This is a genomic window from Paraburkholderia sp. FT54 (assembly GCF_031585635.1).
GTDB lineage: Bacteria > Pseudomonadota > Gammaproteobacteria > Burkholderiales > Burkholderiaceae > Paraburkholderia.
On sequence record NZ_CP134196.1, the window covers coordinates 744410 to 770703 of the forward strand.

Genomic DNA, 26294 nt, shown 5'->3' on the forward strand with positions numbered 1-26294 from the left:
TTAAATTAACGACGGACTACCTTTACCTCTAATGCGACGGAATACCCGGGGCGCAGCAATCGCGACGAGAGAGTTGCCATGTCACACACCCTGTTTCGACGTTTCCGAGGATTGGTCACTTGCGCCCTGACGGCGGCAGCACTAGTCATGTCAGCGCCCGTCTTTTCGGCTGGCGACACTCTGAGAGTGGCAACCGAGGGCACGTATCCGCCGTGGAGCTTCAAGGATGCGTCCGGCCAGCTTCAGGGCTTCGACGTGGACATTGCGAATGCCCTTTGCGCACAGATGAAGATGAAATGCCAAATCGTTGCGCAGGCATGGGACGGCATCATTCCCGGACTTCAGGCGAATCGATATGACGCAATCGTTGCGTCGATGTCGACGACGCCCGCACGACGCAAGCAGGTTCTGTTCACCAACAAGTACAAGGACACCACGTCCAGCTTTATCGCGGCAAAAGACAGTGGAATAAAGGACGTCTCGCCTGCGGGCCTGAAAGGCAAACGCATCGGCGTTCAACGCGGCGCATCCCAGCACCAGTGGCTGGTGGCCAACGGTTACGACAAGACGGCGTCACTCGTGCTGTATGACGACACCCGTCAGCCGGAACTGGACCTCGTCGCAGGTCGCGTGGACCTCATCATCGGTAACAAAGCGACGTTCTATTCCGACTTCTTCAAGCGACCTGACTCGAAGGACTTCGCCTTCATTGGACCTGAATTCAAAGGCGGCGTACTCGGAGATGGGAACGCAATCGCAGTTCGTCTCGACGACACTGAGCTCTGCAATCGTATTAACGCAGCGCTGGCCGCAATCATGGTGAACGGCACCTACGACCAGATCAGAAAGAAGTATTTCCCTTTCTCTCTGATGTAATGCGGGGACCAGCATGGCTAGCTTCACTCTGAATGGTTATGGCGGACTCATTCTGCTTGGGGCCCTGATGACTCTGCTGGTCGCACTCGCGGCCACAGCGATCGGCTCGGTAATCGGAATTCTGATGGCGGCCGCCAAACTGTCTCCTGTGCGGATTCTCAGGCAGTTCGCCGGCGTGTACACGACCACGATACGAGGCGTGCCGGACCTGCTGGTCATCTTCCTTGTGTACTACGGCGGCAGCGCCACCCTTTCTCATCTCCTGGCGCGGCCGATTGAAATCAATGCGTTCGGCGCGGGTGCCGTGTCGCTCGGGCTGGTGTTTGGCGCCTATGCAACGGAAATCTTCCGCGGCGCAATCCTGGAAGTTCCGCGCGGCCAATTTGAAGCCTCCGCGGCGCTGGGGTTGACGGGCGCCAGGAGCTTTGTCCACGTCATTGCACCTCAAGCGTGGCGCCTCGCGGTACCGGCTTTCGGGAACCAGTTGACTGTCCTGCTGAAAGAGACTGCGCTTGTCTCGCTGGTTGGCCTGGAAGACCTGATGCGACGAACAGGCTTCGCCGTCGAGGCGACAAATCGCCCCTTTTTCTTCTACCTTGTCGCCGGCGTGCTGTACTTTGTCCTCAGCTTCGCCCTGACAAACGTTTTTAGCACGGTGCGTCGCAAGACGTCGACCGCATTGGCGAGGTGAGGCATGTTTGACTTCTCTTTGCTCATTTCGAGTGTTCCGCGTCTGCTAGCGGCCTTGCCCGTCACGCTTGAGTTGTTCGTCGCCATCGTGGCCGTTGGTCTTATTGTGGGTGTGCCCACAGCGCTGGTGGGCTTGAGCTCGTCCAAGGTTCTCAGCGCTAGCGTCAAGTTTTATATCGGCGCATTCCGCGGCACGCCGGCTCTCGTGCAATTGTTCTTTATCTACTACGGATTCGGACAGTTCTCTTTTATTCGACACTCCGTAGTCTGGCCGCTCTTGCGCGACCCGTTTATCTGTGCGGTCATTGCCTTGGGGCTGAATTCGGGCGCGTACACGGCGCGCATTCTGATGGGGGCGCTGTCCGCCGTACCCAAGGGCATCGTGGAAGCTGCCGAGGCACTGGGATTGAGTCGGGTCTCCATACTCAGCCGCGTCAAAGCGCCGATTGCCATTCGTATTGCAATCCCCGCGTACGCGAACGAAACGATTCTGAACCTGAAGGCGACGTCTCTCGCATCGACGGTGACCATCATGGAATTGACGGGAACGTCCAAGCTGCTGGTTAGCGAGACGTATGCGCCCTATGAGATTTTCGTCGGCGCGGGAATGATCTATCTCGCGATGACGTTTTTCCTATCGCACGCGTTCCGGATTCTCGAGGTGAACATTGCACGCAGAACAGGCAAGGACGTCAACGCCGTCAACCCTCGACAGCCTGAACAACCCGCGATGCCGAAGTCTTCGGATTCTGGAGACGCTCACGCAGCCTGATCCTCTCACGACTCATTTTTATAGGTGCGCTCATGCGCCTGAGTCCCTCACGCCAAGTTAATGGAGAAACGCAAATTGCTTCGGTTTCTGACACTCGGACCAAGCGGTAGCAATCACGAGTTTGTGACTGCCCGATACATTCAACATCACGGCCTGGAAGGGCGAGCGTCGATGGCGCTGGTTTTGAGCTTTGACGAAGCAGCACGAATGGTGATTGACGGCGAGGCCGACTATATCGTTCAGGTTGCAGTACATCCTTCGACGGCTGACATTGTCGCGAAGTACCGCAAACAGCTTTTCGTCATCGACGCATTCGTCTCTTCCAGCAAAGACATGGCGGTAGTGACGCGTGTCGACGTCGACACACCCCGAACGCTCGCACTCCAGCCCGCCACGCGCGACTATGTCAACACAGATGGACTCACCCTCATTCCGGAGACGTCGACGGCATCGGTTGCGAATGGACTCCTCTCGGGCAAATACGAGAGCGGTCTGACGTACTCGTCCCTTGCCACCGAAAACCCCACCCGGTTCAGGATCGACGAGCGGATCGGCACAGTCGACGACCCCTGGATCGTCTATGGCAGCGAACGGCTGTCCGACGGGCAGGTTGTGGCCTGGAAGGAAAGCCCGGCGGCTCTGACATTCCACGCCCAGACACTCACGCGGCTCGACACCTGAACCGCACGAAACGCGCAGGATTTTCGCTATGAATACGATACCGAACAACGAACTCGCGATATCTATCAAGGGACTCTCAAAGAGTTTCGGCGAGTTCAATGCACTCAATTCTATTTCGCTAAATGTCCGGCGAGGTGAAAAGATTGTTCTGTGCGGTCCGTCCGGCTCCGGAAAATCGACACTGATTCGCTGCGTGAACCGACTTGAGAGGCATGATTCGGGAGACGTTCAGGTCGACGGAATCGAGCTCACCGACAATGTGAGACACGTACGCAGGGTACGCGCCGATGTCGGCATGGTGTTTCAGCATTTCAATCTGTTCCCGCACATGACCGTGCTGGAAAACTGCACATTGGCTCCCATGCATGTTCGTGGTCTGAAGCGGAAGGAGGCCGAAGTACGAGCGCTTGAAATGCTTGAACGCGTGCGCGTGGCGAGCCATTCCGGGAAATACCCCTCTCAGCTTTCTGGTGGCCAGCAGCAGCGGGTTGCTATCGCAAGAGCGCTTTGCATGTCGCCCACCATCATGCTTCTCGATGAACCGACGTCGGCGCTTGACCCGGAAATGGTGAGGGAGGTTCTCGACACGCTTACGCTACTCGCGCAAGACGGCATGACCATGCTTTGCGTCACCCACGAAATGGGATTTGCAAGAGCGGTGGCCGACCGCATTCTGTTCATGGACCAGGGAGAAATCGTGGAAGACAACGAGCCTGCTCGTTTCTTTGACGCGCCGAGGACTGAGCGAGCGAGACGATTCCTCAGCCAGATGATTCAGAAATGAATACGTCATGTTGACGAGGCGTCAACTCGAACTCCTCGATGGGGTAGAGGCGCTTCGCCCACAGTCAACATGTTCCACGGGTTTTCAGGAGTAAAGCATGGCCACAATCAGATTTGGCACCCTCGGTCCGTCCGGGACGAACCACGAGTATGTGACGCGTCGTTACATTGATTTCCACGGGCTTGAAGCTGAGATCAGGCTCTTCGATAATTTCGACGATGCGCTAGCTGCGTTCGACGCGGACGAAATTGACTATCTGATTCAGTGCGCGGTTCATCCGGATACCCCGCGAGTGATGGGCAGTAACTTCCGCGAGCGGTTCGTGGTCGACACTTTCATCTCGCCGAGTCAGACATTGGCGATTCTCACGCGCAGGGACGTGGGCAAGCCGGAAACTATCTCGCTCGTTTCCCCCGCAACCGATGACTACGCAGACCTCGGCTCGTATTCGCGGCTGATTCCGGCGGTTTCGATTCCGGTGGCTTTTGAACGACTGTTGAAGGGAGAATGCGATTCCGCGCTGGTCTATCGATACTATTTCGATTCGCAACCGGAAACGCTGAGAGTGGATGCCACTATCGGTTCACCCGATGACGCCTGGATTGTATACGGCCGGGAGCGCGTTGGAGCGGGAGAGATTGTCGCCAATCGGGAAAGCGCGGTGGCAAGGCAATTTGCAGAACTTCAGCAGTCGCGACGATAAGCCGTTACGTGCAATAAGCGCCGGTGCGTGAGGGTATGGTCTCTATTTGTTAGCTGTATTCGCGGATGTTGAAGAATACTGCGAGAAACTTGACAGGCACGCTTTCGATTTCTTCCGGACCATGCGCCGCATTCGGGTCGAACAGCAAGCTATCGCCGGGTTTCAGATCGTAGAGTCGATTGGCGTATCGGTATTTCATCTTGCCTTCCAGTACGTGAAGGAACTGAATACCCGTTGTCTGGTGGGTCGACCACGGCTGGGACTTTTCGTCGAGCGTAACGACATACGGCTCCACGGAAAGATTTCCTGACAATACGTGGCCAACGAGCCGATAAATGTGGCCGTACGACGAACCCTCCCTGTCGACAGTCACGCCTTGTCCAGCGGGTACGAACGAGCAGTCGTGGCGTTCACTCTGGTCGACGAAAAAGCGCGACACGGGTTTGCCTAGGGCATTGGCAAGCCGTGTGAGAGTTTCTATCGACGGTGTAGCCGTTCCTTTTTCGATTCTGGAGAGCATCGAATGGGAAATGCCGGCCATTTTCGCGAGGGTGCCCGAAGCAATTCCTGCTGACGTTCGGAAGGCATGAATCTGTGCAGCCAGAGCACGGGACACTTTTTCTACTGCGGGGTCCGGCTGCTTCTCTGCTACCTCGATGCCCGGAGAATCTTCAGCGGGCGGCTGACTCTGAGTTTTTGGCATGGTGCCTTCAGTGAAGGAGCAGTTCAAAGATGACGACTTGCTGTCATTATATGAGGCATTGTTGAGGATGAGTGTCAGGGCAACGGTTTTTTGGCTGCGCCACGCGCGATAGTAAGGAGATTGCCTCGATGCTGATTCGCCCTGTTGCACCGGCCGATGCACATTGCGTTGCGCACCTTGTGGAAGATCTTCTGGCGGAGCTTCACCATGGCGAACCTGAACCCGCGGACCGGGTGTCTATCGCTGAAGCCGTTCTGAGCCATACGAGTCGCAGCTTCGGATATCTGGCGCTAGAAGGTGAGAGTCCGGTGGGCGTCCTTCTCATGACAGAAGGAGTGGCAATATACGCGGGAGGGGCCTTCGGGCAGATTACTGAGTTATATGTCCGACCGGAATGCCGGTGTGGTGGATTAGCCGCGACGCTGGTCCGGGAAGCCGCGAGGTTCGGCAAGGAACGCGGATGGAAGCGACTCGACGTTGGCGCTCCTCGTCAGCCCCGTTGGGCCCGCACGCTTGCGTTCTACCTGTCCGTGGGTTTTGTCGAGGTTGGACCACGATTGCGCCTTGACTTGTGATGTTGTCCGTCAAGCAGATTGACCGCACCGAAACACGAACTTCGCCGAGGTAAAAAAATGAGCAAGATTGAGCGCCTGCGATTGCCCGAAAACGATGAAACGTTCGGCGGCAACAAGATTTTCGATCTTTTTCAGTATTCGCCTGCTGTGTCGGCGAACGGTCTGGTCTTCATTGCAGGGCAGGTCGGGTTGCGAGCGGACGGGAGCATTCCCGTGTCGGCTGAAGAGCAAATTGATTGGGCGTTCAGGCGTGCCGAAGTCATTCTTCGGCACCTCGGTCTCGACTTCACCGACCTCGTTGAACTGGTTTCGTATCACGTGGACGTGGCGTCACAACTCAATGATTTCCGGGCCGTCAAGGAGCGTTACATCCGTTCCGACTTCCCCGCATGGACGATTCTCGGGGTGGCGTCGCTGGCGCGTCCCGAGTTGCTAATCGAAATCAAGATGGTCGCGGCGCTGCGGAAATAACTCAATATCCGTTCGAATGCCGACGAGCAATACCGTGGCCCCTTTGAGGTTCTCGATAGGCCGCTCGCCGAACGCCGAACCGAACCGCCGCAATCAGAAACTGACGAACGCCTGCACGAGCCGGTTGAACGCGCCGGCGTTCGACACATTCATGCCGTGCGACGCGCTGGCGATGGTTTGCCGCTCCGCATAGTCGATCCATTCCGCGAGTTTTTCGACGTTGTTGCGGAACATGCGAGGGCTGCGCTGCCCGTCGATCAGCAACGTCCTGCATTTCACGTCGCGTGCCGTTTCACGGGAATAGGCGGGCAACGGATCGCGGAGCTGCTTGGGCAGCGTGCCCGCGTTGTCGATCGCCATGGTGCGGAACGCAAGCGGGCTCTTGCGCCATGAGCCGGGCACGCTCACCGAATCGACGAAAAGCTCCAGACCCGCGTCGATCTGCTGGCTCTCGATGAGTTCAGCGACGCGCGCACGCAGCACATTAGTCGTGGCCGGCAGTGTCGCGTCCGGCATCCCGTCGATCTGCAACGGACCGCCGGGGTCCGCGAGCGTCAGCGTTTTCACGAGCCGCGGATTTTCGCGCGCGACATGAAACGCCACGCAGCCGCCGCGCGAATGCCCAACGAGATGGACAGGCCCAAGGTCGATCGCCTCGATGAACTCGGCCAGCTCGGCGACATGCGTCTGCCAGCCGAACTCGCCCTGGATGCAGGCCTCGCTCGCCGGCCAGTAGTGGCTCAGGCTCACTGAGATGCAGCGGAAATGCTGGGAGAGCGCCGCGGTTTGCGCATTCCAGTAGCGATAGTCGCAAAGCGACCCGTGCACGAACACGAGCGGCTCGCCTTCTCCGCACTCGACGTACGGCACGCAGATGCCCGATGCGATGGTCGCAAACGACAGTTCGGGTACGGCAAGCACTGAGAGGTCGGTACGGGCGTTCATGGACTGGCTCCTTTGCGGCCACTATGCCCGATGTCGCTATTTTAGAAAAACGCGTAATATTGATCGAATCTATCTACTTTTCTGATACCAGCCAATTGAAAGCTCTCGACCTGGACGTGATGACCATGATCGTCGCCGTCGCGGACACCGGCAATATCAGCCGGGCGGCGGAAGTCGTGCATCGTTCGCAATCGGCGGTGAGCATGCAGATCAAGACGCTCGAGACCGCGCTCGGCAAGCCGCTTTTCGTGCGCAAGCCGAGAAGCGTGGTGCCGACGCAGGACGGCGAAGTCCTGCTGACCTACGCTCGCCGCATGCTCGCATTGCGCGACGAGGCGTGGGCGGCGGTGGTTCGGCCAGACGTCACCGGGCGCGTGAGCATCGGCGTGCCGGACGATTACGCGTCGTCGCTGCTGCCGCCGATCCTCAAGAAGTTTTCGGCGACCTACCCGAAGGTGGAGATTCAGGTTGTCGGTTTGCCGAGCGTCGCACTCGCGCCGATGGTGAAAGATGGTTCGGTCGACCTGGTGTGTGCGACGCGAGTCAAGGGCCTGTCGGGCGAGTTCATTCGTCTCGAGCCGATGGAATGGGCGGCGGCGCCGAGTGCCGATGAGATATGGCGCGAACGGCCGTTGCCGATTGCCGTGTTTTTGCCGGGCAGCGTGGCGCGCGAGAACGCGATTCGCAGCCTCGAGCGGGCCAGGATTGCCTACCGCACCTCGTATGAAAGTCCGAGTCTGCTGGGCCTGCTGTCGATGGCCGAAGCGGGCCTGGCAATCGTGCCGCTCGCGCGATGCGCGGTGCCGGCACACTTCACGCTCCTTGGGCGTGCGCACGGATTGCCCGAGATTCCCGCGCTCGAAATGGTGCTGGCGCGCAGCACGGCATCGAATCGTCCGCCGTGCGATTTTCTGGCGGAGAAGATCGTCTCCGAGTTGCGGCGCTAGTCTTTTCTTGCGATCGCTGTGCCGAATGCGGTCGGACGTCATCGCCGCGTTTTATGGATTGCTCGCGGCGCAACCCCGGTTGCAGATCGCGCGTGAAAGCGCAGTAAATGGGCCGGCCCTCGCAAGAGGGCCGGCACGTGCCCGCGATCAGCTCGGATCAGCGTACTTCAGCGTCCAGCTCAACGTGCGATTGCTGCCTGCCGTCAAGGCGAAAGGATGCGTCGTACAAGTGAAGTTCGAATGCAACTGCCCAATCGGCGTGGTGGACAGCGGATTGGTGACGCCGGCCGCCATCTCGAAGTTAGACAGCGCGCAACCGTCGAAACCCGTGGTGCCATAGCTGGTCGCATTGCTGTTCGCGTACTTGACCGAAAACCCATCGCTATTCGCCGTCGTGTTCTGGAAGTCCGCAAACGACGTGAAATCCGTCTCGACCGCAATGTTGCCGGTCAGCGTTGCGGAGCTCAGCGTATCGGACCGGGTCATCGTGCCATGAGCGAACGTCAACACCGTATGGACCTGCAAGTCGATGTCCGTGGCGTACGTTGCGTTCTTGACGGCTTGCCGGAATTTGGCCGTGTCGAACGACACCACAACCTGGCCGTTGTTTTCCTGGACACTCAGATTCTTGTAGTACGTGACCGGAATGTAGGTTTTGCCGTTATAGGTCACCTGCGGAATCAATAACGCGTAGCCCAGATCCGTTGTTCCGTAGATCAGCTTGTCGGAGAACGGGGTCGGGTAATACGGCGTGTACGAGTTGTAGTCGGGCGCCTGGCTCAAGTTGAGATTGATGACGCGCTTGCCGTCTCGCACTGTGACGAGCGCCGCGCTGTACGGATGAGCCGTATCGCCGGGCAAGTTGTACCAGGTCAACGTGTAATGCGCTCTTGCATCCAGCCACGCTTGCAGGTCAGTGTCGGACATGGGCGCCTTGCTGCCGAACCCCAGTTTGTCCCACCACGCATTCACGTACATGTACTGGTGCAGCAGGCTGAAATTCTCACCCATGACACGAGGTTTGCCGCGATACGTATCGGTGCCGCGGCCTTTCACCCACATATTCACTGACGGCGTGGGCAGTGTCGGGTCGTACCAGAACGTGTCGAAGCGGTAAGCCGCCTTGTAGATGAACGAGTAGGCGACCTGCATCTCCTGCGCGGAGAGTACGCCTGCGTTGGCCGCTGCCGTGAGGACTTCCATGAAGGCCGAATCGCCGTATGGGCCGATGGATCGGCCGTAGTTGAAACCCTGGCCGTCGGCATTGAGTTGCGGAAGAATCAGATCGACCGATTTGCGCAGATACGATTTCAGCTCCGGCGTCAGATTGGCCTCATTGCCCATTTCGAACGTTCGCTCGACCACTTCACCGATCAGGAGCGTGCTGTACCGGTCGAAGCGCGCCTGATCATGGTAAGTGGTGTGGGTATTCGAAGCTTCGTCGGAAAAGCCGCCGGAGGAATCGTTTCGAATGTGGTTGGTGAGCGTGTACAGAAGCGCATCGCGCGCGCCCATCGATGCCACGGTCGGATCGGTTTTCGACGAGAAGCCCGGATTGCTCCACCCGAGTTTTTGTCGCAAGCCCGCAATGCCGTAGGAAACCGCATAGTAGTTTTGAGCGGTATTGAGCGATGCGACGTCGATCGGCACGCCGGCGGCCGGGCATGTATTGGTCTTGCCGCTTGCATCCGCGCCGAACATGTCGCAGAAGGTCAGGCGATTTTGCAGCGTGGTCAGCATGGCGTCGCTGAAGACTTCATTGAGCATGCCGTGCGCTTTGAAATTGTTTAACGCAACCAGGTAGTAGTACTCGCCCCAGGATGTATTCGCATATGTGTAGTCGGTGCCGTGCATCTGCGTCATCATCGCGGTCGTAATTTTCTGGTACGTCGCGAGATAGTCCGCGTATTTCGGATCGCCTTTGGCTTTCATGTCGATCAGTATGTACGACAGGCCAAGTGCCAGCTTACCCGGCAGGAATTTATCCCCCGTGTTGGTATCCAGCACATGAACGGGGCTGCCGTCGCCAAGATCCATCACCACTTGCGTGAAATCAGGCGCTTTCTTGATCAGGTCGAAGAGCGCTCTCATCTGTCCCATCATGGTGATGGGAACGCCGGCACCCGACGGGACGCTCGTATCCGGCGCGCCGTAGACAATTCCGTGAAGAGAGACGGCTGCGCTTTGCGACGGATTGTTCGGGGGGGTGGCCGGATTGCCCGGGCTGTCGTTCATGCTGCCACCGCAAGCGGTGACGAGAAGAGCGGTGAGCGTGCTGAGCGCAAACGCAAACGAGGGTTTTCCTGGTGAAAGCATGTTGTCTCCAGTTTTATTTGATCGATGCCTGATTCACATTTTTAGTCATGTATTACTTGTCTTTTCTTCTCCTTCGATAAGTAAAAGCAAATGCATTTTCATGGGTCGCATTCCACGCCGTTCAAAGCGGGCGGAATCAGGGCGAGTTGTCCCGGCAGCCTCGCCGGCACTGGCAACTGATGTGGGTCTTGATAACGGCGTCAGGCTATAGTCATAAGTCGTCAGACAACAATAAACGAGCACGCCATCTATCAGACACCCGTACCCGTGCGGTCTCCGTTGCGCCGGAATTCGGCACTCATACGTCGACGTAAACGGCATATGTGCAGAATCAGGCAACAGTGAGGCACGCCGCGCAGAGCGTGGCAACGAACCAACCTAGCCGTGAAATATTTTGTAAGTGGTAGGAGATCATATCTCTGGCGAGATGGCAAGTGTCATTTGAAAAGTCTGAAAAGCGCGGCGTGGAGCTTGTCGCTGAAGCCAGCGCTGATAGTTGCCCGCAAAAGTTTTTTCGCGGCTTAACGCAATGGCGAAAATCGTCGGTTGAAGGCGAGGACCAATAGCGAGTCGAATTGGAATGTGCGTTGTTTCGGCAAACCGCGGGTTCGCTTCGAGATGTGGCGGACCGCCCGCAGTTCATTCACATTCGAGAACAATCCTCTCCACGGACGGCCCTTATTCTCAAACGCGCACCTTTCTAGACTGTCGTCACTGAATTACGAACAGGGCTGTTCGTAGCAGACCAAGCGAAGTGTGGAGAGTCATCATCATGAAGTCCCTTATTCAAGCCGTTGTGGTTGCCGTTGCCCTTGCAGCGCCGGTTGCCGTGTTCGCTCAATCGAACTCGCCTGTCACCCGTGCGCAAGTGCGTGCCGAGTTGCTCGAACTCGAACAGGCCGGCTATAACCCCGCCCACGGTGAAGACCCGAACTATCCGGCCGATATTCAGGCTGCTGAAGCGCGGGTGGCGGCGCGGCACGCGGCGACGGGTTTTGGCGGCACTGCGAGCGGCTCGTCGGACGCGGGACGTGTGCCGGTCTCCAGTTCGGATTGGAATGCGATGTACAACCATCCGTGATGAGTGGTGCGGGAATGCGCGAGTTCGCGCGGCATACAGCCGGATCACCGTCATGCTGAACGGGCCGCCGCTTTCACCGGCGTGCATAACGGCGCTACGAATATGCCAGGTTTCAGGCGAATGACGATCCGGCTTTGAGCCTTGCGAGCTATACGCCGGTGTGAGCGGTGTTAAGGCGGCGAGGCACCGCGTGCAGTGAGCCGGTGCCCATGCTCCGCCTTCAAGGCGAGCAGCGGCTAGCCATCACGCGGAAGCGTCAACACTGCATCGAGGCCGCCGCCTGTCCGGTTCCGCAGGATCAGCGTGCCGCCATGCGCGGCCGCGATGCTGCGTGCGATTGTCAGTCCAAGGCCGGTGCCGTTCTTTTTTCCACCGGCGGACGCGTCGAGCCGGAAATACGCTTCGAAGACGCGTTCGAGCATACGTTCATCGGCGATGCCTGGGCCGCGGTCGCTGATCACTACTTGCACGTTGTTTGCGGAATCGTCGACCCGTATCGCGGTTTCGCCGCCGTAACGAATGGCGTTCTCGACAAGGTTCTGCAGGCAGCGTTTCAGATTTCGCGGATATCCAGGCAACGGGCGCAGCGTCCGCCCGTCGACCGTCACTTCATGCCCGGCCTCGCGCGCGTCTTCGGCAATGCTGTCGAGCATCGAGTCGAGATCGATCTCGCGGCGCGCTTCGGTGATTTCGACGCCCTGCACGGCATTGAGTGTCGCGCGGACCATCGCTTCCATTTCATCCAGTTCGCCGCGCAGCCGCTCGCGCCAGACCGGATCGGGCAGCATCTCGCTACGCAGGCGCAGCCGTGTCAGCGGCGAGCGCAGATCGTGCGAGACGGCCGTCAGAAAGCGTGTGCGAGCGGCAATGCCCGCGGTGAGCTGCTCCTGCATCGTGTTGAAGGATTGCGCCGCGGTGCGCACTTCGCGCGGTCCAGTTACCGGAAGCGGCGGGCGATAGATGTTGCGCCCCAGCGCCTCGGCGGCTTTCGCCAGTTCCCGCAACGGCCGCACGGCGAAGCGCACCGCGACGAGCGCAAGCAGAAACACAGCCATCAGGCGAACGAAGTAAATCCGCACCAGATAGTCCAGCACCAGCGACCACGGCTGGGTTTGCATGCCGGCTTGCCCTTCGTTCGCCTGCACGTCGAGCCACGGGCCGCTCGGCACCTTCAGTTGCACATGAAAATCGCCGCTCGGCATGCGTGAATCGAACAGGCTGAGGATGCCTTCGTGATGGCCGGACTCGTCGCGCAAGTGGGCGTCGAGCAGGCGCACCTCGACGGGTTCGCCGAGGCGCCGCGCAATCACGCCGGACAGCAGGTTGCTGACTGTGTGCTGCGCGAGTGATCCGGCCGACGGCTTTGGCGGCGAAACGGCAGCGGGAGCGTCGATCGTCTGCAGCCGGTAACGGGCGTCGCCGAGTTGTTCGACGATCGCACGGCGCGCGCTTTCGTCGGGCGCGTGCTGCAACAGCCTGACCGTGTCGGCAAGGCGGCTCGCGAACAGACGCGCGGGAATTTCGAGCGTGCGATTGTCGTGCGCCTCGAACCAGATCGTGCTGGTGAGCAACTGTCCGCCGAACATGCCGACGACCAGAATCAGCACGAGCCGCCCATACAGCGTATCGGGCCACAGCCGCAGCTTCAGCGGGCGGCGCGGTTCACGCTTCGTGGGTGACATCGGCGACCAGCATATAGCCCTCGTTGCGCACGGTGCGAATCAGCGCCGCGCGCCGCGCCGCGTCTTTCAGATGCTGCCGCAGCCGGCTGATGCACACATCGATCGAGCGGTCGAGCGGCGTGCGTTCCTTGCCGAACACCTGATCGAGCAGAAATTCGCGCGACAGCGGCCGGTTCGGATGGTCGAGCAGTGTGCGGAGCGTGCGATAGTCCGAGCCGCCGAGCGAGACGATCACGCCCTCGGGCGAGAGCATCTGCTTCATGCGCGTGTCGAGCCGCCAGCCGGCGAAACTCACGAACGCACTGGCGTCGGCGCGCGGCGCGGCCGGCATGGCGCGCGTGCGCCGCAGCACCACCTTGATTTTCGCCACCAGTTCACGCGGGTCGAAGGGCTTGGGCAGGTAATCGTCCGCGCCCATTTCGAGGCCGAGAATGCGGTCGAGCAATCCGCCGCGCGCGCTCAGAATGATGATCGGCACGCTGTGCTCGCGCCGCAGTTCGCGCGTGAGGTCGAGGCCGTCTTCGCCGTCCAGCATCAGATCCAGTACCACGAGATCCACCTGCGAGGTCCTGATGATCCGCTCCATCTGCGTGCCGCTGCCGGCCGTGCTCGCCTCGTAGCCCATGTCGCGCAGATAGTCGCGCAGCAACTGGCGGATGTTGGGATCGTCATCGACGATCAGTATGTGGTCCATCGTCAAGCTCTTGGTCTTTGCCTGGGTTCGCCGGAGCGCGCCGGTACGGATAGTGGCCGCGCTGCGGGTCGGCGGGGGGGCGTCCGGCGCGGCTAAAACCGCGCCAACACATTCCATTACAAAACAGCGTGTTTTCAACACATCGCCATTACATTGCGCCGCTAAAGTGGCGCCAAATGGCAATCATTCTCATTCAGTAACTATATCATGTCGATTTTCCGGATCTCTTCGAGCCGCCGTCCTGTTGCGCGGCTCGCCAGCGCCCTGGCGGCTGGCGTGATGTTCGCGCTGGGCCTCGCCGGCGCGAGCGCGAGTGCCAGTGTATTCGCGGCGACGCCCACGGGCACGCCGGCCACGCTGACTTCGCCGGCCGCGGGCACGGTCACCGATCTGGCGGGTCGCACGGTCCGGATTCCCGCCGACCCGCATCGCATCCTGCTCGGCGAAAGCCGTCTGCTGATGGCGGTCGCGCTGCTGGAAGGCAAGGCGCCGCTCGCGCGCATCGTCGGCTGGCAGGGCGATCTGCCGGCCATGGACCCGCAGACCTTCGACGCGTACGCGCAAAGCTTCCCCGGCATCCGGCAGATTCCGCTGATCGGCAAGGCGACCGAAGACAGCATCAGCGACGAAAAAGCGCTGGCGCTGAAGCCCGATCTGGCGATCTTCAGCCTCGGCGGCCACGGTCCGAGCCGCTACAACGCGCTCGTCAAGCAACTGGAAGCGACCGGCACGACGGTGGTGTTCGTCGATTTCCGGCTGCATCCAATGCAGAACACGCTGCCGAGTATCAAGCTCCTTGGCGCCGTGATGCATCGCGAGAAGGAAGCTGATGCTTACGCGCAGTTCTACCAGCAGCATCTCGCGCGCGTGCAAAGCGTGATCGGCGCCATTCCCGAGGCGCAACGGCCGAAGGTCTTTCTCGATCTGCTCGCGGGCGTGTGGGACGCGGGCTGCTGCCACACGGCCGGCAACGGCAACTTCGGCGAGTTCGTGACCGCCGCGGGCGGCCGTAATATTGCCGCCGGACTCGTGCCCGGCGTACTCGGCGACATGAGCATGGAACAGGTGATCGCGGCACGCCCGGATGTCTACATCGCGACGGGCAGCCGCTCCAAGCCGGGGCTCGCGTCGCTGCGCGTGGGCGCGCGCACCAGCGACGGGGATGCGCGCGCCAGTCTCGGCACGCTGGTCGCGCGGCCGGGCTTCGACACCATCAAGGCGATCCACGACGGCCGCGTGCATGGCATTTCGCACAACTACTACGACTCGCCGTACAACATCGTCGCGATCGAGGCGTTCGCGAAGTGGTTCTATCCGCAGCAGTTCAAGGACCTCGACGTGCACGCGACCCAGACGGAGTTGTATCGCCGCTTCCTGGCCGTGCCGCCTGACGGCGCGTACTGGGTCGATGGCACTGGCAGCGCCGCGCCGCTCGCCGCGAAATAGGCGATGGGTTCAATGTCCACACTTCAGAATCCCGCGGCATTGCACGGCGCGAGCGTGCGCCAGTACCGGCGTCTGACGCAGCGGCGCGTGGCGTGGCTGGCGGTGGTCGGCTTCATGATCGTCGGCTCGCTGCTGTTCGACTTGCGCTCGGGCCCGTCGGGACTGCCCATCGCGACGTTGTTGCGCACGGTGTTCGACCACGCGTCGGCCGATCCGGCGACGAGCGTGATCGTCTGGCAGATCCGCCTGCCGTATGCGGTGATGGCGCTGATCGTGGGCGCTTCGCTCGGACTGTCGGGCGCGGAGATGCAGACGATCCTCAACAATCCGCTCGCGAGCCCGTACACGCTCGGCGTGTCGGCGGCCGCGGCGTTCGGCGCCTCGCTTGCGATCGTGCTCGACATCGCGATTCCCGGCGTCTCGCAGACCTGGATCGTCTCGGCCAATGCCTTCGTGTTCGCGCTGTTGTGCGCGCTGGTGCTCGACGGCGTGGCGCGCTGGCGCGGCATGAGCACGGCGGGCGTGGTGCTGATGGGCATCGCGCTCGTGTTCGCTTTTCATGCGCTGGTTTCGCTGATGCAGTTCATTGCCTCGGCCGACGCCTTGCAAGGTCTCGTGTTCTGGACGCTCGGTTCGCTCGCGCGCGCCGACTGGCCCAAGATCGGCGTGCTGAGCGCGGCGCTCGCGCTCGCCTTGCCGCTGTCGATGCGCAATGCGTGGACGCTCACCGCGCTGCGTCTCGGCGAGGACCGCGCGGCCAGCTTCGGCATCGACGTGCGGCGCCTGCGTCTCGGCACGTTGCTGCGCGTGTCGGTGCTATCGGCGCTGGCCGTGTCGTTCGTGGGGACGATCGGCTTCGTCGGGCTGATCGCGCCGCATATCGCGCGCACGCTGTTCGGCGAGGATCACCGTTTCTATCTGCCGGGCAGCACGCTGATCGGCGCGCTGATGCTCTCGCTCGCGTCGATTGCGTCGAAGCTGATCATTCCGGGCGTGCTGATTCCGGTGGGCATCGTCACGGCGCTGGTGGGCATTCCGCTGTTTCTCGGCATCGTGGTGCGCTCGCAGGGAGAGCTCGGATGAGCGGCCTGCACATTCACGATCTGAGCGTCAGCTACGCACGCCGCCAGGTGCTGATCTCACTCGACGCCGGGCCACTGCCGCGCGGACACATCACCGCCTTGCTCGGCCCGAACGGCAGCGGCAAGTCGACCTTGCTGCGCACGCTGGCCGGTCTCACGCCGGCGACGAGCGGCTCGCTGTCGCTGGATGGCGAGACGCTCGCGCTCTCGGCGGCCAGTGCGCGTTCGCATAGCGTGGTCTATCTGCCGCAGGCGTTGCCGGCGGGTGTGCGTTTGCAGGTGCTCGAGTCGGTGCTGGTGGCGTGCCGCGCGACGCGTGGCGCTTCGCTGCACGCGCGCGGCCAGAGTCACGCGGACGACATCGGGCACGCCCATGCGGTGCTGCAACGCCTCGGTATCGACGCGCTCGCCGCCCGTTCGCTCGATGAACTGTCCGGCGGCCAGCGGCAACTCGTCGGCATCGCGCAGGCGCTGGTGCGCGACCCGCAGGTGCTGCTACTCGACGAGCCGCTGTCGGCGCTCGATCTGAATCACCAGTTTCACGTGATGCAGGTATTGCGCGACGTGACGCGCGAGCGCGGCATCGTGACGGTGGTCGTGCTGCACGACATCAATGTCGCCATGCGCGCCTGCGACCGCGCGATGTTGCTGCATGACGGCCGTATCGTGCAATTCGGCGCGCCGCCAGCCGTCGTCACGGCGGCGAGTCTTGCACAGGTTTTCGGTGTTCTCGCGCGAATCGAGCCGTGCTCGCGCGGACACCATCAAGTGCTGATCGACGGTCTCGCCGATCGCACGGGCATCGCCAGCCGATAACCACGCGGCCCAGCCAGCCCACTTCAAACGTCGTCGCACGCGCTCGCGGCTGTCTCGATCTATCAACAGACCAGTAAAACAATGAAAAGGGTTTTTGTGCTTGCCGCGTGCGCGGCGGGGCACGCCGTGGGTCATGCGCCCGTGGCGCACGCGCAGTCGAGCGTGGCGCTGTACGGGGTGATCGACGTGGGCTTGTCCTACGCGGACAACCAGGGCGGCCACGGCAACGTGCAGGCCGGCAGCGGCAACGTGACGGGCAGCCACTGGGGCGTCCGTGGCCGTGAAGATCTCGGCGGCGGCACCGCGGCGATATTCCAGCTCGAAAACGGCTTCAGCGTGATGAACGGCACGCTGCGCCAGGGCGGCCGCCTGTTCGGCTACCAGGCGTATGCGGGCCTCGCGAACGACCGCTTCGGCAGCGTGACGCTCGGCCGACAGTACGATTCCGTGGTGGATTATCTGGCGCCGCTCAGCTTCACCGGACGTCATCCCGGCGGCAACAATCTGTCGGCGCATCCGTACGACAACGACAATCTGAACAACACGTTTCGCGTGAACAATGCGCTAAAGTTCGCCAGCAACGACTATTCCGGACTGCGATTCGGCGCGCTGTACGGCTTCTCGAACGAAGCGGGCAGCTTCGACGATAACCGTCTGTATAGCTTCGGCGCTTCGTATAACGCTGGCCCGTTGAGTCTCGGCGCCGGTTACCTGCAGGCGAACAACGGTGGCGGCACGAACACGAATGGCGCGCTCACGCTTACCGACCGCACGTTCATTGCGGCGCGTCAGCGCACCTGCGGCGCGGGCGTCAACTACACGCTTGGCGCCGCAACGCTCGGCTTTGTGTGGACGCGCACGCAACTCGGCGGCCTCGACACGATCGACGGTGCGAACAGTCTGGGTCTCATGGAGAACGGGCAGGGTGCGGCCTTCAGCAACTACGAGGCAAACGCGAGCTATGCATTGACGTCGGCGTTGACCCTCAATGGCGAATACACGTACACGTCCGGCGCGCTGTCGACGTCGAGCGGATCGCATCATCCGAAGTGGCACGAGGTTTCGCTGCAGGCCGACTACCTGTTGTCGAAGCGCACCGATGTCTATCTGCAGGGCAGCTACGAACACATCAGCGCCGACGGCTCGGGTCTGGCCGCCGACATCAGCGGGCAAAGCGCTTCGTCGAGCAATCAGCAGGTGGTGGTTGCCGCGGGCATGCGGCACCGGTTCTAAGGCATCGGCCGTGACGCGCGGGGGCGCGCCCCGCGTTGAGGACATTGCACGCGGCGCGAAAAGCCGGCCATCTCCGCGTCGCGCGCCGATGGCATGCGCGTTGCGTCAGGCTGAGCGCCATCCCGGCGCTCTTCGCCAGTGAGGTCGTCCGCATGCCCGGTGTCGTGACGCCCCTTTCCACGGCTGGTTGGTATGCCGCTTGCTGCCCGCTGATGTTTTTATCGCAAGCTGTCACATACATGCCTCGAACCCCCGCTACTTGCCAAAGGTGGAGCGCCCGTGAGATCCGGGTACTGCATGAAGTACCGCGCGTGCTGGTCGTCGACGACAACGCCGGCGCCGCCGAAGCTCTCGCCACCTACCTCTCCTACGAAGGCGTGGAAGCCCGTGCCGCCAATGGCTGCGATGAGGCGCTGCGCTGTGTGCGGGACTGGGTGCCGGACGTCGTGGTGCTCGACATCATGATGCCGGAGCGCGACGGCTATGAAACCGCGAGCGCGCTACGCAGCTATCTGCCGACGCAGAGTCTGGGCATCGTCGCGTTCACGTCGCTCGATGAGGATCACGTCAGGGAAACCGGCAAAGCACGTCACAATTTCGACGGTTATTGTCAAAAAGGCACGCCGCCGACGGCGCTGCTTGCGCTGATGCGCAAGCTGTGGCGGGAATAGCAGCGCCGGATCGCGGCGCGTTTGAGTGCTGGAATTTTTGCCGGGCGGTGGCTAGGCTCGCTGGCCGGTCCGCGTTGCGCGCGCGCCGCCTGCGCGGTCGTCGCGCCGCGACGTCAGGACGCCGCCGTCAAGCTGGCTCGCTCACCGCCGGTTCTTCGACGATCTGCTTGAGAATCGCCTCCATCAAGCCCGGGAACCGGGTGTCCAGTTCCGCGCGCCGCAGCGAATTCTGATGCACGGTGCCGGCCACGCGCGTGCGCACGAGGCCCGCCTCACGCAGGATCCGGAAGTGATGGGACACGCTCGATTTCGGACGGCCGCCGTCGAGTTCGCCGCAGGTCGCCTCGTCGACCGACGCGAGGCGCCGCACGATCTCCAGGCGGACCGGGTCGCTCAGGGCATGAAAGAGCCGGCCGAGCGCGAAGTCCTCAGCGGGAGGGTGGTTATAAGTGCGCATCCTGCAAATGATAAAGGTTTCTGCGATACTTCGTTATTCGATTTTCATCGAACTACCGTACAAGCAAGTCCAGAGGAGTTTAGCCTGATGTCCGCATTGTTCCAGCCGTACAAGCTCAAAGACGTTTCCCTGCGCAACCGGATCGCCATTCCGCCGATGTGCCAGTACACCGCTGAAGACGGTCTGATCAACGACTGGCACCGCGTTCACCTCGCCGGTCTGGCGCGCGGCGGCGCGGGGCTGGTGATCGTCGAGGCGACGGCCGTGTCGCCCGAAGGCCGCATCACGCCGGGCTGCGCCGGCATCTGGACCGACGAGCAGGCGCAGGCTTTCGCGCCGGTCGTCGCGGCAATCAAGGCCGCCGGCTCGGTGCCCGGCATCCAGATCGGCCATGCGGGCCGCAAAGCCAGCGCCAACCGTCCGTGGGAAGGCGACGACCACATCGCCGCCGACGACAGCCGCGGCTGGCAAACCATCGCGCCGTCCGCGATCGCGTTCGGCGGCGGTCTGCCCAAGGTGCCGAAAGCCATGACGCTCGACGACATTGCGCGCGTTCGCGAAGATTTCGTCGCCGCCGCCAGGCGTGCGCGCGACGCGGGCTTCGAATGGCTCGAACTGCATTTCGCGCACGGCTATCTCGGCCAGAGCTTCTTCTCGACGCACTCCAACCAACGCGACGACGCGTACGGCGGCAGCCTCGACAACCGCAGCCGCTTCCTGCTCGAAACGCTGGCGGCGGTGCGCAAGGTGTGGCCGGAACATCTGCCGTTGACAGCGCGTTTCGGCGTGATCGAGTACGACGGACGTGACGAGGAAACCCTCGCCGAATCGATCGAACTGGCGAAGAATTTCAAGCGCGAAGGCCTGGACATGCTGAGCGTGAGCGTCGGCTTCTCCACGCCGACGGCGGCGATTCCGTGGGCGCCGGCGTTCCTTGCGCCGATCGCCGAGCGCGTGCGCCGCGAGGCCGGCATTCCGGTTTCGTCGGCGTGGGGTATCGATACGCCGGAACTGGCGGACCTTTCGGTGAAGAACGGTCAACTGGATCTGGTGATGGTCGGCCGCGCGCATCTGGCCGATCCGCACTGGCCGTACCATGCGGCGAAGAAGCTCGGCATCGAGCGTCCCTCGTGGACGTTGCCGGCGCCTTACGCGCATTGGCTGGAACGCTACAAGGTCGCCTAAGCGGCTGAAGCCGCGCGTCAAGTTGTTGCTGGCAATCGGCGTCTCATACGTGTTTGGCGGCAAGACCGAGCTCGATCTCGGCAAGGTCGTGCAAACGCTCGCGCGCGAACTTGGCGTGAAGAAGCTGATCGTGGAAGGCGGTTCGCATGTGAGCGGCGCGTTCGTGAACGCCGGTCTCGTCGATGAAGTGAGTGTGCTGATTTTGCCGTTGGTGGATGGCCGCAGTGAACATCCTTCTTCGTTCGAAGTGGCGATGGAAAAGTGGCGGGCGCCGGCGTATCTGAAGCTCACGTCCGTTGAGAAAAAGGAACACGATTCGGTGTGGCTGCGCTACACGAAGGCTTAAAAGACCAACGGCAGAGTGGGATCGGATTCCACTCTGCCGCGTGCTGTTCATGACTCGCCCGGTTCAGCAAACCGGTCGCGAACTATCAACCTTTGGTGTGCTCCGTCGAGAGCCAGCCGCCGCTTACGCCGATCTCTCCGATCTGTTTGGCCACCGAGTCGCCGAGGCGTTTCGCATCCGCTGAAACGCCGGCGCGTTTGGTTTCGGATACGGCATGCAAGCCGCCACCCACCGCCGCCGAGGTTGCGATACTGCCGGCCGCCGCGCCCACGCCCGCGGTCTCGACCATGCCGGGCGCCTTGCCGCTGTCGGCATTGGCGGTGAAGGTTTGCACGAGACGCGGTGCGCCGCCCGCGGGCTTATACAGAATCTGCACCGAGCTGCTGACCTGGCTCTTGCCCGCACCGAGGCCGATCAGCAGACGGCGGCGGCGATTGCCCGAGTCGATCGTATCGAAGCTGCCTTGCACGAGCAGCACGTTCTGGTCGGCGGGCGCGGGGATGTCCGAGCGGATGGCGCGCAGACCCATCGATTGCAATTGATGCACGATTTCGTCGGCGACCTGTTCGCGGACTTCGGCGGCATCGGCGATCTGTTTTTGTGCAGCGGACGAACCTCCGAGTTGCGTCTTCATTTTCTGCATCATGCCGCTGTCCAGTTTGACCTGGTCCGGATTGGCGTCGAAGGTGTAGACGTAAATGTTGTCCGGGCGCACCTGGACCGGCGCGCTCGCCGCGCTTGCGTCCTTGATGCCGCTGCCGGCACAACCGGTCAGCAGCGCGCTGCAGCAGAACATCGCCACGCAGCCCAAACGGGCGGCTTTGTTTTTGAGGAATTTCACTGAAGTCAACATGTTGATCCTGTCGTCGGCACGCGGTGCCGGAATGTTCGAACGGTTCTCTCGATGATCGGGCAACCGTAGGATCGTTGATCATCGGCGAAGCGTCTCGCACGTGAAGCACCCTTGATCTCATGCGTTCTGTTTCGTACGCACCGGCAGCGAAACGAAGTATGGGCGAGCCGCTTTCCGAACTCCATTCAACAATTATTTCGTCCAATGTCACGGCGTGAAGGGGCGTCGCGCGGAGCTTTCGCGTGCCGCGAAAATTAGCGGACGTGGCTGGAAAAGAGAGGATGCGTGGATGTGGATCGACTGCGCCGGCAAGCGGCGTGAGGTCGTGCAAAGGCGCGTGCGGCGTCGTGCGTGCCGGCCATCAGTTCAAGGCAAGCTTGATGATGCAGCCAAGGACAAAAAGCAGCAGGACGGCGGCAACGGCCATGTTCAGCGGGTAGCGCATTCTTCACCACGGCACCAGTATTGCAGTGCTCATATCCTAATCACCTGACGGAAGATGAAAAGTGGTCAGTGAAGCGGCAATGTGGGAAAGCTAACGAAGCATGCTGAATGGTTGGGCAGCCTGTGCGCGGGAGCGCTTTCAATCGGAGACGTCTGCGCGGAAATTGCCACGTGGTTCAGATGCGGCGTCACGGCGAAGCTTGCGCCGCGACGCCATGGCGAGAATTTACTGCGCCTGATGAGCCGGCGGCGGCATCTCGCCCGGCTCGCCATGCGCCGCCTGGTTCGCGGCGGCGAGGTCTTCCGACAGACTGGCGCGCAACGTCGCGATCGCCTGCTCGGGATTGGCGGGCTTCAACTGCTCGCGAGCCAGTGAGTCATGCACGTAATGGCGCAGCATCGGATCTTGCGTCTTGTTCAGCACGTCGTGATATACGGCGATGATTTCGCCTTGATGTCCGCTCATGGCATACAGACGGCGCAACTGTTCCAGATCGTTGATGACCGCGAACCCCGGACCCATCCGGCCCATCCGGCCATGTGGCGGCGGCTCGTCGCCACGTTGTGGATCGCCGTGCGTGTAAGCGGCCGCGGACGGCGGCGTCTGCTGGGCAGAAGCGGCCGTCGCGGCCAAGGTCAGGGCGGCGCTCAGTGCCGCGCTCAGCATTGTCTTTTTCATGATGTCGCTCCCATCGAAACAGCGCCGGCGCGACAGTGCGCCGGCGCATGGCAACGATAATCGACATGCCGTTTCGTCGGGTTACCGAAGCCGCCTTGTAACTTACCGGGCCTTCCATGCCGCCCAAACCTCCCGGCCGATGTCCGGCAACGCCCGTCGACGGCGCGGCGCGAGCCAGGGTGTGCCCGCTGGCGCATTGTGTCCGGATGGCGCATGATTGAGCGATGTGCCGTCCGACCCCAGAACCAGTGTCTGCGGGACGCGCGGCGCACGCGACGCCACCAGTGCATGCGTCACGGAAACATCACGCGGCGATGCACCGCCGGCGAGTATTCAACCGTTAAGGAGGATTTCGCATGGACCGACCTGACGCCGCCAATCCGTTTGGCGATTTCACCAAAATGCTGGAGCAGTTCAAGCTCCCCGGCTTCGACGTACCCGCCATCATGGAAGCGCGACGCAAGGACATGGAAGCACTGGTTCAGGCGAATCAGACGGCCTTCCAGGGGATGCAGTCGCTTGCGCAGAAGCAGGCCGACATGTTGCGCTCGACCCTGAGCGAATTGCAGTCGCTGACGGGCCAGTTGTCGGCCGGCGGTGCCGCGCCTTCAGGCAAGGCCGCCGAGTTGATCCAGCAGAGTCTGCACAAGTCACTTGCCGATATGCAGCAACTGGCGCAAGCGGCTTATCAGACGCAAGCCGAGTCGTACGCGGTGATCGCAAAACGCGTAGAAGAGAACGTGCAGGAGCTTAAATCGCTTTTGCAGCAGCAGAAAAAATAGCGGGCGCCGACGCGTCGAATCGCTCGAATAGAGGAGACGCGTGACGTTCGAATGGCCGATGCCGTCGGTGACTCTCGAGTCATCCGCGGCATTTTTCATTCTGCCAGTCGCGATCACCTCATTGTTTTCTCTTCACACGAAAAGGGCCTTCAGCCCTTTTATTATCAGAAGAAAACCTCCTTGCACGCAATTTTTTAGCGTCCGCTTACATTTACCGCGTACTCGTACGCGCATGAATTTTTTTCTGCGCGGACCTCGGGGCAGTTTGCTTCGCTGTTCGCATCAAACGAGCCGTGACGCAAAAACGTTCGCTCACGCGCCGCCCCTTGGCGATCCGGTCCTGAAATATCAAACAGGCTCGAACGGTGTCGCGCGGACAAAAGGTTCAAATCGTTCTGCAAACCATTGCCGCGCCTCGCTGCGATGCCTAAAGTTTCGCGCCACCACTCCGTAGACGCATTTACGCAGCTCAACCAGTGTGGGTGCAGCCTCGGCCCCACCGACGAAGCGTGCGCCCTTGGTTCCCGTTCGTGATCGGCTCGACGCCCGGTCACGGGCGTTCCACCTCGAGGGAATTCTCTTGAAACCGATGCTTTATTCCCGCATTGCTCGCGAGATGCTCGGGGCAAGCTGCGCGCTGTCGTTTGCCGCGCACGCGACGCTCGGCCAGAACGTCAGCACCGTCGATGGCGATCAGTCCCGCTTGCGCGCGGTGGCTCACACCGCCACTACGCAAAGCGCGTATTCGGTACACCTGATGACGCTGCCGTCCGGCACGCTGGTGCGCGAGTACGTCGCGGCCAATGGCATCGTGTTCGGTGTCGCATGGGAAGGGCCGACGCTGCCGGATCTGAAATCCGTGCTGGGAGCTTCATTCGACGTGTATGTCGCCGCCACCGCGACGCGCCGTGGTACGCCGCTCGCGGTTTCCAGCAGCGACCTGGTCGTGTACTCCGGAGGACATTTGCGCGCGTTCTCGGGGCATGCCTATCTGCCTCAAGTGGTGCCAGCGGGCGTCGATGTCGGTGTCATCCAATGACGGAGCGGCTCATGCGTCATATGTCTTCGTGCAAGACCTTGCTATGCGCGGCCCTGCTCGCGTTGCTCGTCGGTGCCTGCGGCGGCGGGGGCGGCGGATCCGGCGGTTCGAACAGCGCGGCCGGCGCCAGCAGTTCGACCAGTCCCTCGTCCGGTCCCTCCGTGGGCAATACGTCGCCGTCGTCGCAAGCGCTCGCCACGAACGCGGTGCGCGTGACGGTCGACGCCGGCGTGAGCGATGTGCCGAACATGCCGTTCGTCAGTCTCACGATCTGCACGCCGGGCACGACGCAGTGTCAAACCATCGACCACGTGCTGGTCGATACCGGGTCGTGGGGCGTGCGCCTGTTCGCATCCCAGTTGCCCGCTTCGATGACGCTGCCGCAACAGAAAGACGCCTCGGGCAATCTGGTCGCCGAATGCATGCAGTTCTTCGACGGCTACACGTGGGGCGCGGTCAAGCTCGCCGATTTGCAGATTGCCGGCGAAAAAGCCGCTTCGCTGCCGATCCAGTTAATCGACCCGAATTATGCAACGCTACCCGCCGATTGCGCGGCCCTCGGCGCATCGCGCAACACGCCGGCCACGCTGCAGGCGAACGGCATTCTCGGCATCGGTGTGTTCAAGCACGATTGCGGCGCGAATTGCGCGCAGCAGACGCTGGCCGGCACCTACTACGGCTGTAACGGCACGACATGCGCATCGATTCCGCTCGCCGAAGAACTGCAGGTGGCGAATCCGATTCCGTACTTCGCCACCGACAACAACGGCTCGATATTGAGTTTGCCGCAAGTGTCGGGAGCCGCGCAGTCAGTCACCGGGCAACTGGTGTTCGGCATCGGCACGCAGACCAACAATACGTTGGGCGGTGCGCAGGTGATCGGCGTGAGTCCGTCGAACGGCACGTTCACGACCGTGCAGAACGGCACCACGTATTCGCGCAGTATCCTGGACAGCGGTTCGACCGGCCTGTTCTTCCAGACCAATGCGTTGCCGGTATGCGCGAGTCCGAATAATTCGTACTACTGTCCGGTATCGACCGAGCAACTGAGCGCGATGATTCAGGGCGTGGACGGCACTACGAGCGCGGTGAATTTCAGCGTCGGCAATGCCGCGACGATTGCGCAGACGTATAGCGGCGATTCGGCGCTGCCGCTGCTGGCGGGACCGGCTTTCGTCAAATCCGAGATCTTCGACTGGGGGCTGCCGTTCTTCTACGGCCGCAATGTGTACGCCGCCGTCGAGCAGCAGCCGACACCCGGCGGCACGGGACCTTACGTCGCGTATTGAGTCGAGCGACAGCCGACGATCGCCGGATTTGCCGGATGTGAAAACGGGCCGC

At 61.6% G+C, this 26294-nt stretch carries 29 protein-coding genes; 21 read left to right on the forward strand and 8 right to left on the reverse strand.

Features of this window, described 5'->3' with window-relative positions; all coding sequences use genetic code 11:
- Window positions 1–78 precede the first annotated feature (78 nt).
- From RI103_RS22830 to RI103_RS22855, 6 genes are all read left to right on the forward strand, one after another.
- Window positions 79–876, forward strand: coding sequence for a transporter substrate-binding domain-containing protein (locus tag RI103_RS22830; protein ID WP_310817795.1), 798 nt, complete (start codon window positions 79–81; stop codon window positions 874–876).
- Between the two features lie 13 nt (window positions 877–889).
- A complete protein-coding gene (locus RI103_RS22835; RefSeq protein ID WP_310817796.1) occupies window positions 890–1567 on the forward strand; it encodes an ABC transporter permease subunit in 678 nt (225 codons plus the stop codon).
- A gap of 3 nt (window positions 1568–1570) precedes the next feature.
- Entirely contained in the window at window positions 1571–2338 is a 768-nt protein-coding gene (locus tag RI103_RS22840) for an ABC transporter permease subunit (protein ID WP_310817797.1), read from the forward strand.
- 171 nt (window positions 2339–2509) lie between these two features.
- A complete protein-coding gene (locus tag RI103_RS22845) occupies window positions 2510–3019 on the forward strand; it encodes a hypothetical protein (RefSeq protein WP_310817798.1) in 510 nt (169 codons plus the stop codon).
- Window positions 3020–3047: 28 nt separating this feature from the next.
- Entirely contained in the window at window positions 3048–3803 is a 756-nt protein-coding gene (locus RI103_RS22850; RefSeq protein ID WP_310817799.1) for an amino acid ABC transporter ATP-binding protein, read from the forward strand.
- A gap of 97 nt (window positions 3804–3900) precedes the next feature.
- Window positions 3901–4506 (forward strand): hypothetical protein, encoded by a 606-nt coding sequence (locus RI103_RS22855; RefSeq protein WP_310817800.1) that lies wholly within the window; start codon window positions 3901–3903, stop codon window positions 4504–4506.
- Window positions 4507–4555: 49 nt separating this feature from the next.
- Here the strand turns inward: RI103_RS22855 and RI103_RS22860 are convergent, their stop codons facing one another.
- Complete coding sequence (locus RI103_RS22860; RefSeq protein WP_310817801.1) at window positions 4556–5359, reverse strand: XRE family transcriptional regulator; 804 nt, start codon at window positions 5357–5359, stop codon at window positions 4556–4558.
- Here RI103_RS22860 and RI103_RS22865 point away from each other — a divergent pair.
- Both RI103_RS22865 and RI103_RS22870 read left to right on the forward strand, forming a co-directional pair.
- Window positions 5338–5784 (forward strand): GNAT family N-acetyltransferase, encoded by a 447-nt coding sequence (locus RI103_RS22865; RefSeq protein ID WP_310817802.1) that lies wholly within the window; start codon window positions 5338–5340, stop codon window positions 5782–5784. The genes RI103_RS22860 and RI103_RS22865 overlap by 22 nt on opposite strands.
- An 18-nt stretch (window positions 5785–5802) precedes the next feature.
- Window positions 5803–6255 (forward strand): RidA family protein, encoded by a 453-nt coding sequence (locus RI103_RS22870; RefSeq protein WP_310817803.1) that lies wholly within the window; start codon window positions 5803–5805, stop codon window positions 6253–6255.
- Window positions 6256–6348: 93 nt separating this feature from the next.
- Here the strand turns inward: RI103_RS22870 and RI103_RS22875 are convergent, their stop codons facing one another.
- On the reverse strand, window positions 6349–7200 hold the full coding sequence (locus RI103_RS22875) for an alpha/beta hydrolase (RefSeq protein WP_310817804.1): 852 nt from the start codon (window positions 7198–7200) through the stop codon (window positions 6349–6351).
- A 125-nt stretch (window positions 7201–7325) separates the two neighbouring features.
- On the opposite strand from RI103_RS22875, the gene RI103_RS22880 reads away from it, so the two are divergent.
- Entirely contained in the window at window positions 7326–8147 is an 822-nt protein-coding gene (locus tag RI103_RS22880) for a LysR substrate-binding domain-containing protein (protein WP_310818545.1), read from the forward strand.
- Window positions 8148–8294: 147 nt separating this feature from the next.
- Here the strand turns inward: RI103_RS22880 and RI103_RS22885 are convergent, their stop codons facing one another.
- The gene (locus RI103_RS22885) at window positions 8295–10463 is read right to left on the reverse strand and encodes a hypothetical protein (RefSeq protein ID WP_310817805.1); all 2169 of its coding nucleotides are present in this window, start codon (window positions 10461–10463) and stop codon (window positions 8295–8297) included.
- 772 nt (window positions 10464–11235) lie between these two features.
- Here RI103_RS22885 and RI103_RS22890 point away from each other — a divergent pair.
- Entirely contained in the window at window positions 11236–11544 is a 309-nt protein-coding gene (locus tag RI103_RS22890) for a DUF4148 domain-containing protein (RefSeq protein ID WP_310817806.1), read from the forward strand.
- 236 nt (window positions 11545–11780) lie between these two features.
- On the opposite strand, the gene RI103_RS22895 is transcribed toward RI103_RS22890, so the two are convergent.
- Complete coding sequence (locus tag RI103_RS22895) at window positions 11781–13226, reverse strand: ATP-binding protein (protein WP_310817807.1); 1446 nt, start codon at window positions 13224–13226, stop codon at window positions 11781–11783.
- Complete coding sequence (locus tag RI103_RS22900) at window positions 13207–13920, reverse strand: response regulator transcription factor (protein ID WP_310817808.1); 714 nt, start codon at window positions 13918–13920, stop codon at window positions 13207–13209. The genes RI103_RS22895 and RI103_RS22900 overlap by 20 nt, the downstream gene beginning before the upstream one ends.
- A 207-nt stretch (window positions 13921–14127) precedes the next feature.
- Here RI103_RS22900 and RI103_RS22905 point away from each other — a divergent pair, with 207 nt between their 5' ends.
- From RI103_RS22905 to RI103_RS22925, 5 genes are all read left to right on the forward strand, one after another.
- Window positions 14128–15366, forward strand: coding sequence for an ABC transporter substrate-binding protein (locus RI103_RS22905; protein WP_310817809.1), 1239 nt, complete (start codon window positions 14128–14130; stop codon window positions 15364–15366).
- A 12-nt stretch (window positions 15367–15378) separates the two neighbouring features.
- Window positions 15379–16449, forward strand: coding sequence for an iron ABC transporter permease (locus RI103_RS22910; RefSeq protein WP_310817810.1), 1071 nt, complete (start codon window positions 15379–15381; stop codon window positions 16447–16449).
- Window positions 16446–17264: an ABC transporter ATP-binding protein gene (locus tag RI103_RS22915; RefSeq protein ID WP_310817811.1), complete on the forward strand. Its 819-nt coding sequence runs from the start codon at window positions 16446–16448 to the stop codon at window positions 17262–17264. The genes RI103_RS22910 and RI103_RS22915 overlap by 4 nt, the downstream gene beginning before the upstream one ends.
- Before the next feature lie 81 nt (window positions 17265–17345).
- The gene (locus RI103_RS22920) at window positions 17346–18497 is read left to right on the forward strand and encodes a porin (protein WP_310817812.1); all 1152 of its coding nucleotides are present in this window, start codon (window positions 17346–17348) and stop codon (window positions 18495–18497) included.
- 239 nt (window positions 18498–18736) lie between these two features.
- Complete coding sequence (locus RI103_RS22925) at window positions 18737–19168, forward strand: response regulator (protein WP_310818546.1); 432 nt, start codon at window positions 18737–18739, stop codon at window positions 19166–19168.
- 127 nt (window positions 19169–19295) lie between these two features.
- On the opposite strand, the gene RI103_RS22930 is transcribed toward RI103_RS22925, so the two are convergent.
- On the reverse strand, window positions 19296–19625 hold the full coding sequence (locus RI103_RS22930; protein WP_310817813.1) for a helix-turn-helix domain-containing protein: 330 nt from the start codon (window positions 19623–19625) through the stop codon (window positions 19296–19298).
- 87 nt (window positions 19626–19712) lie between these two features.
- On the opposite strand from RI103_RS22930, the gene RI103_RS22935 reads away from it, so the two are divergent.
- A complete protein-coding gene (locus RI103_RS22935) occupies window positions 19713–20810 on the forward strand; it encodes an NADH:flavin oxidoreductase/NADH oxidase (protein ID WP_310817814.1) in 1098 nt (365 codons plus the stop codon).
- A 22-nt stretch (window positions 20811–20832) separates the two neighbouring features.
- On the forward strand, window positions 20833–21156 hold the full coding sequence (locus tag RI103_RS22940) for a dihydrofolate reductase family protein (RefSeq protein ID WP_310817815.1): 324 nt from the start codon (window positions 20833–20835) through the stop codon (window positions 21154–21156).
- Between the two features lie 85 nt (window positions 21157–21241).
- Here the strand turns inward: RI103_RS22940 and RI103_RS22945 are convergent, their stop codons facing one another.
- The gene (locus tag RI103_RS22945; protein ID WP_310817816.1) at window positions 21242–22009 is read right to left on the reverse strand and encodes a DUF4410 domain-containing protein; all 768 of its coding nucleotides are present in this window, start codon (window positions 22007–22009) and stop codon (window positions 21242–21244) included.
- Between the two features lie 289 nt (window positions 22010–22298).
- Here RI103_RS22945 and RI103_RS22950 point away from each other — a divergent pair, with 289 nt between their 5' ends.
- Entirely contained in the window at window positions 22299–22502 is a 204-nt protein-coding gene (locus RI103_RS22950; protein WP_310817817.1) for a hypothetical protein, read from the forward strand.
- A gap of 177 nt (window positions 22503–22679) precedes the next feature.
- Here RI103_RS22950 and RI103_RS22955 read toward each other — a convergent pair whose 3' ends face one another.
- Window positions 22680–23132, reverse strand: coding sequence for a hypothetical protein (locus RI103_RS22955; RefSeq protein WP_310817818.1), 453 nt, complete (start codon window positions 23130–23132; stop codon window positions 22680–22682).
- A 356-nt stretch (window positions 23133–23488) separates the two neighbouring features.
- On the opposite strand from RI103_RS22955, the gene RI103_RS22960 reads away from it, so the two are divergent.
- From RI103_RS22960 to RI103_RS22970, 3 genes are all read left to right on the forward strand, one after another.
- Complete coding sequence (locus RI103_RS22960; protein ID WP_132377920.1) at window positions 23489–23914, forward strand: phasin family protein; 426 nt, start codon at window positions 23489–23491, stop codon at window positions 23912–23914.
- 589 nt (window positions 23915–24503) lie between these two features.
- Window positions 24504–24953, forward strand: a complete 450-nt coding sequence (locus tag RI103_RS22965; RefSeq protein ID WP_310818547.1) for a DUF2844 domain-containing protein — start codon at window positions 24504–24506, stop codon at window positions 24951–24953.
- Between the two features lie 11 nt (window positions 24954–24964).
- Complete coding sequence (locus RI103_RS22970) at window positions 24965–26242, forward strand: DUF3443 domain-containing protein (RefSeq protein ID WP_310817819.1); 1278 nt, start codon at window positions 24965–24967, stop codon at window positions 26240–26242.
- Window positions 26243–26294 lie beyond the last annotated feature (52 nt).

Coding starts and splice junctions, on each gene's coding strand:
- RI103_RS22920 (WP_310817812.1), top strand. CDS start 17,346: ATGAAAAGGGTTTTTGTGCTTGCCGCGTGCGCGGCGGGGCACGCCGTG.
- RI103_RS22970 (WP_310817819.1), top strand. CDS start 24,965: ATGCGTCATATGTCTTCGTGCAAGACCTTGCTATGCGCGGCCCTGCTC.
- RI103_RS22945 (WP_310817816.1), bottom strand. CDS start 22,009: ATGTTGACTTCAGTGAAATTCCTCAAAAACAAAGCCGCCCGTTTGGGC.
- RI103_RS22845 (WP_310817798.1), top strand. CDS start 2,510: ATGGCGCTGGTTTTGAGCTTTGACGAAGCAGCACGAATGGTGATTGAC.
- RI103_RS22850 (WP_310817799.1), top strand. CDS start 3,048: ATGAATACGATACCGAACAACGAACTCGCGATATCTATCAAGGGACTC.
- RI103_RS22835 (WP_310817796.1), top strand. CDS start 890: ATGGCTAGCTTCACTCTGAATGGTTATGGCGGACTCATTCTGCTTGGG.
- RI103_RS22855 (WP_310817800.1), top strand. CDS start 3,901: ATGGCCACAATCAGATTTGGCACCCTCGGTCCGTCCGGGACGAACCAC.
- RI103_RS22900 (WP_310817808.1), bottom strand. CDS start 13,920: ATGGACCACATACTGATCGTCGATGACGATCCCAACATCCGCCAGTTG.
- RI103_RS22965 (WP_310818547.1), top strand. CDS start 24,504: ATGCTTTATTCCCGCATTGCTCGCGAGATGCTCGGGGCAAGCTGCGCG.
- RI103_RS22950 (WP_310817817.1), top strand. CDS start 22,299: ATGTGGATCGACTGCGCCGGCAAGCGGCGTGAGGTCGTGCAAAGGCGC.
- RI103_RS22840 (WP_310817797.1), top strand. CDS start 1,571: ATGTTTGACTTCTCTTTGCTCATTTCGAGTGTTCCGCGTCTGCTAGCG.
- RI103_RS22960 (WP_132377920.1), top strand. CDS start 23,489: ATGGACCGACCTGACGCCGCCAATCCGTTTGGCGATTTCACCAAAATG.
- RI103_RS22830 (WP_310817795.1), top strand. CDS start 79: ATGTCACACACCCTGTTTCGACGTTTCCGAGGATTGGTCACTTGCGCC.
- RI103_RS22895 (WP_310817807.1), bottom strand. CDS start 13,226: ATGTCACCCACGAAGCGTGAACCGCGCCGCCCGCTGAAGCTGCGGCTG.
- RI103_RS22865 (WP_310817802.1), top strand. CDS start 5,338: ATGCTGATTCGCCCTGTTGCACCGGCCGATGCACATTGCGTTGCGCAC.
- RI103_RS22880 (WP_310818545.1), top strand. CDS start 7,326: ATGATCGTCGCCGTCGCGGACACCGGCAATATCAGCCGGGCGGCGGAA.
- RI103_RS22885 (WP_310817805.1), bottom strand. CDS start 10,463: ATGCTTTCACCAGGAAAACCCTCGTTTGCGTTTGCGCTCAGCACGCTC.
- RI103_RS22930 (WP_310817813.1), bottom strand. CDS start 19,625: ATGCGCACTTATAACCACCCTCCCGCTGAGGACTTCGCGCTCGGCCGG.
- RI103_RS22905 (WP_310817809.1), top strand. CDS start 14,128: ATGTCGATTTTCCGGATCTCTTCGAGCCGCCGTCCTGTTGCGCGGCTC.
- RI103_RS22910 (WP_310817810.1), top strand. CDS start 15,379: ATGTCCACACTTCAGAATCCCGCGGCATTGCACGGCGCGAGCGTGCGC.
- RI103_RS22935 (WP_310817814.1), top strand. CDS start 19,713: ATGTCCGCATTGTTCCAGCCGTACAAGCTCAAAGACGTTTCCCTGCGC.
- RI103_RS22890 (WP_310817806.1), top strand. CDS start 11,236: ATGAAGTCCCTTATTCAAGCCGTTGTGGTTGCCGTTGCCCTTGCAGCG.
- RI103_RS22925 (WP_310818546.1), top strand. CDS start 18,737: ATGCCTCGAACCCCCGCTACTTGCCAAAGGTGGAGCGCCCGTGAGATC.
- RI103_RS22955 (WP_310817818.1), bottom strand. CDS start 23,132: ATGAAAAAGACAATGCTGAGCGCGGCACTGAGCGCCGCCCTGACCTTG.
- RI103_RS22875 (WP_310817804.1), bottom strand. CDS start 7,200: ATGAACGCCCGTACCGACCTCTCAGTGCTTGCCGTACCCGAACTGTCG.
- RI103_RS22915 (WP_310817811.1), top strand. CDS start 16,446: ATGAGCGGCCTGCACATTCACGATCTGAGCGTCAGCTACGCACGCCGC.